The 6,166-nt window shown below is 68.8% G+C and carries 4 protein-coding genes; all 4 read left to right on the forward strand.

From position 1 onward, the window contains the following. The first annotated feature begins 64 nt into the window (after positions 1 to 64). The 4 genes from ACZK5D_RS14930 (at position 65) to ACZK5D_RS14945 (ending at position 6,164) form a co-directional block, all read left to right on the forward strand. A complete protein-coding gene (locus tag ACZK5D_RS14930; protein ID WP_458996468.1) occupies positions 65 to 655 on the forward strand; it encodes a TetR family transcriptional regulator in 591 nt (196 codons plus the stop codon). Beyond that, on the forward strand, positions 652 to 2,397 hold the full coding sequence (locus tag ACZK5D_RS14935; protein WP_463665846.1) for an ABC transporter ATP-binding protein: 1,746 nt from the start codon (positions 652 to 654) through the stop codon (positions 2,395 to 2,397). The genes ACZK5D_RS14930 and ACZK5D_RS14935 overlap by 4 nt, the downstream gene beginning before the upstream one ends. Continuing rightward, positions 2,394 to 4,376, forward strand: a complete 1,983-nt coding sequence (locus ACZK5D_RS14940; RefSeq protein WP_458995278.1) for an ABC transporter ATP-binding protein — start codon at positions 2,394 to 2,396, stop codon at positions 4,374 to 4,376. The genes ACZK5D_RS14935 and ACZK5D_RS14940 overlap by 4 nt, the downstream gene beginning before the upstream one ends. 454 nt (positions 4,377 to 4,830) lie before the next feature. Then, positions 4,831 to 6,164, forward strand: a protein-coding gene (locus ACZK5D_RS14945; protein ID WP_463664529.1) for an IS3 family transposase whose coding sequence is annotated in 2 segments (ribosomal slippage) — positions 4,831 to 5,110 and positions 5,110 to 6,164 — 1,335 coding nt in all. Because the reading frame shifts where the segments join, the coding sequence is not laid out codon by codon here. The last annotated feature ends 2 nt before the right edge of the window (positions 6,165 to 6,166 follow it).

The raw sequence follows: 6,166 nt of genomic DNA on the forward strand, positions 1-6,166 counted from the left end.
TGGACGAGCGCGGGGAGCCGGCCAGGTTGATGAGTGAGTGTTCACTCACTACACTCGTCCCGTGATGTCCCGCGCCGCCCCCATGCCCCCCGAGCAGCGACGCGCCGCGATCGTCGAGGCCAGCATCCCCCTCCTGGAGGAGCACGGCCAGGCCCTCACCACCCGCATGGTCGCCGAGGCGGCCGGCGTGGCGGAGGGGACGATCTTCCGCGTGTTCCCCTCCCTCGACGACCTCATCTCCGCCACCATCAGCGAGGCCCTGTCCAGCGAGCGGCTCTCCACCCGGCTCGCCGCCGCGGACCTCACCGGCGACATCGAGCGCCAGACGCATGCCGCGATCGAGCTGATCGAGCAGTACCTGCACTCCGTGCACACCATGTTCGTCGCCGCCCACGGGGCCTCGAAGCACACCGCGCCCCACGCCGCGCAGTGCGCCCGCACCGAGCTCGAGGCCCGCACCGTCGAGCTCGACGCCTGGATGACGGACCACTTCCTCCCCTACCGCGACCAGATCACCATCCCCCTCGAGGCCTTCGCCACGCTGCTGCGCACGTTCGCCGTCGGGCACGCCTCCCGTTTCGTCTCGTCGTCGCTCTCACTCGACGACCTCGCCCGCATCGCGCTCCACGGGGCGCTCCGAAAGGACATCGCATGATCTCCCGCTTAGGGCGGCTCATCAACCGCTACATCCGCCCCTACTGGGGGCTGCTCGCGATCGTCATCGCGCTGCAGACCATCGCGACCATCATGTCGCTCTACCTGCCCACCCTGAACGCCCGCATCATCGACGAGGGCGTCGTCACGGGCGACACGGACTTCATCTGGGGCACCGGCGGCGTCATGCTGCTGCTCTCGGCGGTGCAGGGCGCGGCGCAGATCGCCGCCGTCTGGGCCGGCGCGAACGCCGCGATGCAGTTCGGCCGCGACGTCCGGGCCGCCATCTTCGAGCGCGCCCTCTCCTTCTCCGCCCGCGAGCTCAACAGGTTCGGGGCCCCGTCGCTCATCACCCGCAACACCAACGACGTGCAGCAGGTCCAGATGCTGGTGCTCATGAGCGCCGTCATGCTGGTCTCCGCCCCCATCACCATGGTGGGCGGCGTCTTCATGGCGCTGCGCGAGGACGCCGGGCTGTCCTGGATCATCCTGGCCGCCGTCGTCGTCCTCGGCGCGGGCATCACCATCCTCATCGTCAACATGGGGCCGCTGTTCGAGGTGATGCAGAAGCGCATCGACACCCTCAACCGCGTGCTCCGCGAGCAGATCACCGGCATCCGCGTGGTCCGCGCCTTCGTCCGCGAGCCCCACGAGGCCCGCCGCTTCGACAAGGCCAACGCCGAACTGGTGGACACCACCACCACGGTGGGCCGCCTGATGGCCTTCCTGTTCCCGTTCGTCGGGCTCATCATGAACATCTCGACGGTGGGCGTCATGTGGTTCGGCGCCCAGCGCATCGAGTCCGGCGACATCCAGATCGGCCAGCTCACCGCCTTCATCTCCTACCTCATCCAGATCCTCATCTCCGTCATGATGACGACGATGCTGCTGGTGATGGCGCCGCGCGCCGCCGTCTGCGCGGACCGCATCATGGAGGTGCTGGACACCGAGAGCTCCGTGGCTCCGCCTGCCAACCCGGTGGCGCCGTCGGGTGAGCGCGGCCACGTGGTGTTCGACCGCGTCAGCTTCTCCTACCCCGGCGCCGAGTCGCCCGTCCTCAAGGACGTGTCCTTCGAGCTGACCCCCGGCACCACCACCGCGATCATCGGCTCCACCGGCGCCGGCAAGACCACGCTGATCAGCCTCATCCCCCGCCTCTTCGACGCCACGCAGGGCTCCGTCCTCGTCGACGGCGTGGACGTGCGCCAGCTCGACCCGGACACCCTCTGGGCCCGGATCGGCCTCGTGCCGCAGAAGCCCTACCTCTTCACCGGCACGGTGGCCAGCAACCTGCGCTACGGGAAGCCCGACGCCACCGACGAGGAGATCTGGGCCGCGCTGCGCGTGGCGCAGGCCGAGGCGTTCGTCCTCGAGAAGGACGAGCAGCTCGAGACCCACATCGCCCAGGGCGGCACCAACGTCTCCGGCGGCCAGCGGCAACGCCTGGCCATCGCCCGGGCGCTGGTGAAGAAGCCGAGCGTCTACATCTTCGACGACTCCTTCTCAGCCCTCGACGTCGCCACCGACGCCCGGCTCCGCGCCGCGCTCCGGCCTGAGACCGCCAACGCGGCGGTCCTCGTCGTGGCGCAGCGCGTCTCCACCATCACCGCCGCAGACCTCATCCTGGTCCTGGACGACGGCGAGATCGTCGGCCGCGGCACCCACGACGAGCTCCTGGCCTCGAACGAGACCTACCGCGAGATCGTCGAATCCCAGCTGAGCGCCGAGGAGGCCGCCGCATGAGCGAGAACAAGGCAACCCCCGTCAAGGCCAACGAGCGCCCCAAGCACGCCCCCACCCACCGCGGCGGCCCGGGCCACGGCCCCATGTCCGGCAGCGGCGAGAAGGCGGCCAACTTCAAGGTCTCCGTCCGACGGCTGCTCGGGCACCTGCGCCCCCAGCGCGCCGGGATCATCCTGGCCATCGCCCTGGGCGTGGCGTCCGTGGCGCTCGCCGTCGTCGGCCCCAAGATCCTCGGCCGCGCCACCGACCTGATGCTCTCGGGCATCATCGGCGCCCAGATGCCGGCGGGGGCCACCAAGCAGCAGGTGATCGACGCCGCCGTCGCCGACGGCAACACCCAGCTCGCGGACCTGCTCCGGAACCTGGACTTCGTGCCCGGCGAGGGCATCGACTTCGGCGCCATCGGCAGCATCCTGCTACTCGTGCTCGGCCTTTACGTGGTGTCGTTCGTCTTCTCCTACGTGCAGGGCTGGGTGCTCAACGGCTCGGTGCAGAAGTCGATCTACCAGATGCGCCGCGAGGTGGCCGCCAAGCTGGACCGCCTCCCGCTGTCCTACTACGACAAGCAGCCGCGCGGCGAGGTGCTGAGCCGCGTCACCAACGACATCGACAACGTGTCGCAGACGCTGCAGCAGACCCTGTCGCAGCTGCTCAACTCGCTGCTCATGGTGATCGGCGTGCTGATCATGATGTTCTGGATCTCGCCCATCCTTGCGTTGGTCGCGCTCATCTCGGTGCCCATCGCCATGCTGGTGGTCTCCGTGATCGGGAAGCGCTCGCAGAAGCTGTTCGCGCAGAACTGGAAGTCCACCGGTGAGCTGAACGCCCACATCGAGGAGGCCTTCACCGGCCACTCCCTGGTCAAGGTGTTCGGCCGCCAGAAGGAGGTGGAGGCGGAGTTCCAGCGCCGCAACCAGGAGCTGTACAAGGCCGGCTTCGGCGCCCAGTTCATCTCCGGCATCATCATGCCCGTGATGTTCCTCGTCGGGAACCTCAACTACGTCGTGATCGCCGTCGTCGGCGGCCTGTGGGTGGCGTCGGGACGGATGAACATCGGCGACGTGCAGGCCTTCATCCAGTACTCGCGCCAGTTCACGCAGCCGCTCACGCAAGTGGCGTCCATGGCCAACCTCCTGCAGTCCGGCGTCGCGTCGGCCGAGCGCGTCTTCGAACTGCTGGACTCCGAGGAGATGTCCGTCGAGCCTTCCGGCGAGCTGAAGGTGTCGCGGGGCGAGGTGGTCTTCGACCACGTCGGCTTCTCCTACAAGCCCGAGCAGCCGCTCATCCAGGACCTGTCGCTGACGGCGCAGCCCGGCCAGACGGTCGCCATCGTCGGCCCGACGGGGGCGGGCAAGACCACGCTGGTCAACCTGATCATGCGGTTCTACGACCTGCAGAAGGGCCGCATCCTCATCGACGGCGTGGACATCGCGTCGGCGCCCCGCGGCGAGGTGCGCAGCAACATCGGCATGGTGCTGCAGGACACGTGGCTGTTCGGCGGAACCATCCGCGACAACATCGCCTACGGCCGTCCTGACGCCTCGGAGGAGGACATCCGGGCCGCGGCGAAGGCCACGTTCGTGGACCGCTTCGTGCACTCCCTGCCCGACGGCTACGACACCGTCATCGACGAGGAGGGGTCGAACGTCTCGGCGGGCGAGAAGCAGCTCATCACCATCGCCCGCGCCTTCCTGGCCGACCCGGCGCTGCTGATCCTCGACGAGGCCACCTCGTCGGTGGACACCCGCACCGAGGTGCTGGTCCAGCACGCGATGGCGGCGCTGCGCACGGGGCGGACGTCGTTCGTGATCGCGCACCGGTTGTCGACCATCCGCGACGCCGACCTGATCCTGGTCATGGAGGAGGGACGGATCGTCGAGCAGGGGACGCACCACGAGTTGCTCGACGCGCGCGGTCACTACTACGACCTCTACCAGAGCCAGTTCAACGCGGCGATCGAGGAGGAGACCGCCGCCTGACCTCACCATCCCCCTCCTGACGGGCCCCAGCCGCGACACGGCTGGGGCCCGTCTCGTCGACACGAGGCCACCGGCTGGAGCGTTGGTCGCCCCTGGCGGAGCGCCTGGTCAGGGGCGGATGTCCATTGTCGCCGGCCGAGGCGCCAGCCCCATCCCCGGCCGAGGCGCCAGCCCCATCCCCGACCGAGGCGCCCGCCCCATCGCTGGCTGAGGTGCCCGCCCCATCGCTGGCTGAGGTGCCGCGAAGCGGCCTCGAAGCCTAAGAAACGTTGGCTGACAAGCTCACGAGTCAGAGGCTGATCCACGGCGCAGATTGTGGGCGCAGAGGCAGGGTGGGTCAGGGGTTTGAGCCAATGGATGGGTTCGCGGAGAGCCCCGCGCTCAACCCACGCGGGAGACGTTTGTCAAGTGTCGGGTTTGATGGAGGCATCCAAGTCACGAAGGAGGGCATCGGATGCCAGCACTACGGAAGTATCCCGACGAGTTGCGTGAGCGGGCGATCCGGCTCACATTGGAGGCGAGGAAGGACCCGGCGTCACGGCCGGGGGCGATCCGCCGGATCGGGGAGCAGCTAGGGATCAACCCGGAGACGCTACGCGGCTGGGTGTCCCAGGCAGAGGTCGACGAGGGTACCCGGCCGGGCACCACGACCTCGGACGCGCAGCGGCTGGTTGAGCTTGAGCGGGAAGTGCGCGAGCTGCGTCGGGCCAACCACATCTTGAAGACCTCGGCGGCTTTCTTCGCGGCGGAGCTCGACCGCCCCAACCCCAGGTAGTCGCCTACATCGACGCCCATCGCCATGACGTGGTCGATGGGCGCGAGGTCGGGGTCGAGCCGATCTGTCAGGTCCTCACCGAGGCCGGCGCCAAGATCGCCCCGTCGACGTACTACTCCGCCCGGTCGCGGCCACCCTCGCCGCGCGCGGTGCGCGATGAGGAGTTGAGGGTCGAGATCGCCCGCGTGCACCGCGACAACTACGGCGTGTACGGGGTGCGCAAGGTCCATGCGCAGCTGGTTCGCGAGGGCATCGCCGGGCACGCCTGCCACCCGACGGGCTCCGGCCTGATCGCACGATGCACCACCCGTCGGCTGATGCGCGAGCTGGGGTTACGCGGCCTGATCCGCTCGAAGAGCCCCCGCACCACCCAGCCCGGCAACGGGCCGGACCTGCGCCCCGACCTGGTCGAGCGCCAGTTCCGCGCCGACACGCCGAACCAGCTGTGGGTCGCCGATATCACCTATGTGCGCACCTTCGCCGGCTGGGTCTACGTCTCCTTCGTCCTCGACGTGTTCTCCCGCCGCATCGTGGGCTGGCAGGTCTCCACCAGCTTGCGCACCGATCTGGCCCTCGACGCCCTCGAGATGGGCCTGTGGACCCGGGCCCGCGACGGACACGACACCAGCCAGCTCGTCCACCACTCCGACAGAGGAACCCAATACGTGGCCATCCGCTACACCGAACGGCTCGCCGAGGCAGGAGCAGTCGCCTCGGTCGGCTCCCGCGGCGACTCCTACGACAACGCCATGGCCGAGGCCCTCAACTCCCTGTTCAAGGGCGAACTCGTCCGCAATCGCGGCCCCTGGCGCTCGATCGACGACCTCGAGATCGCGGTGGTCGAATGGGTCCACTGGTACAACCATCGGCGCCTCCACGGAGAGATCGGCCTGATCCCACCCGTCGAATACGAGACCGCCCACTACAGCGCCAGAGCACACGCGACGGCCTGCACCCAGCCCTTCGACGAGCCCGAGCGTGCAATCCATGCCTCCATCAAAGCCGGAACTTGACA

It is taken from the genome of Tessaracoccus yangjingae (genome assembly GCF_055326235.1).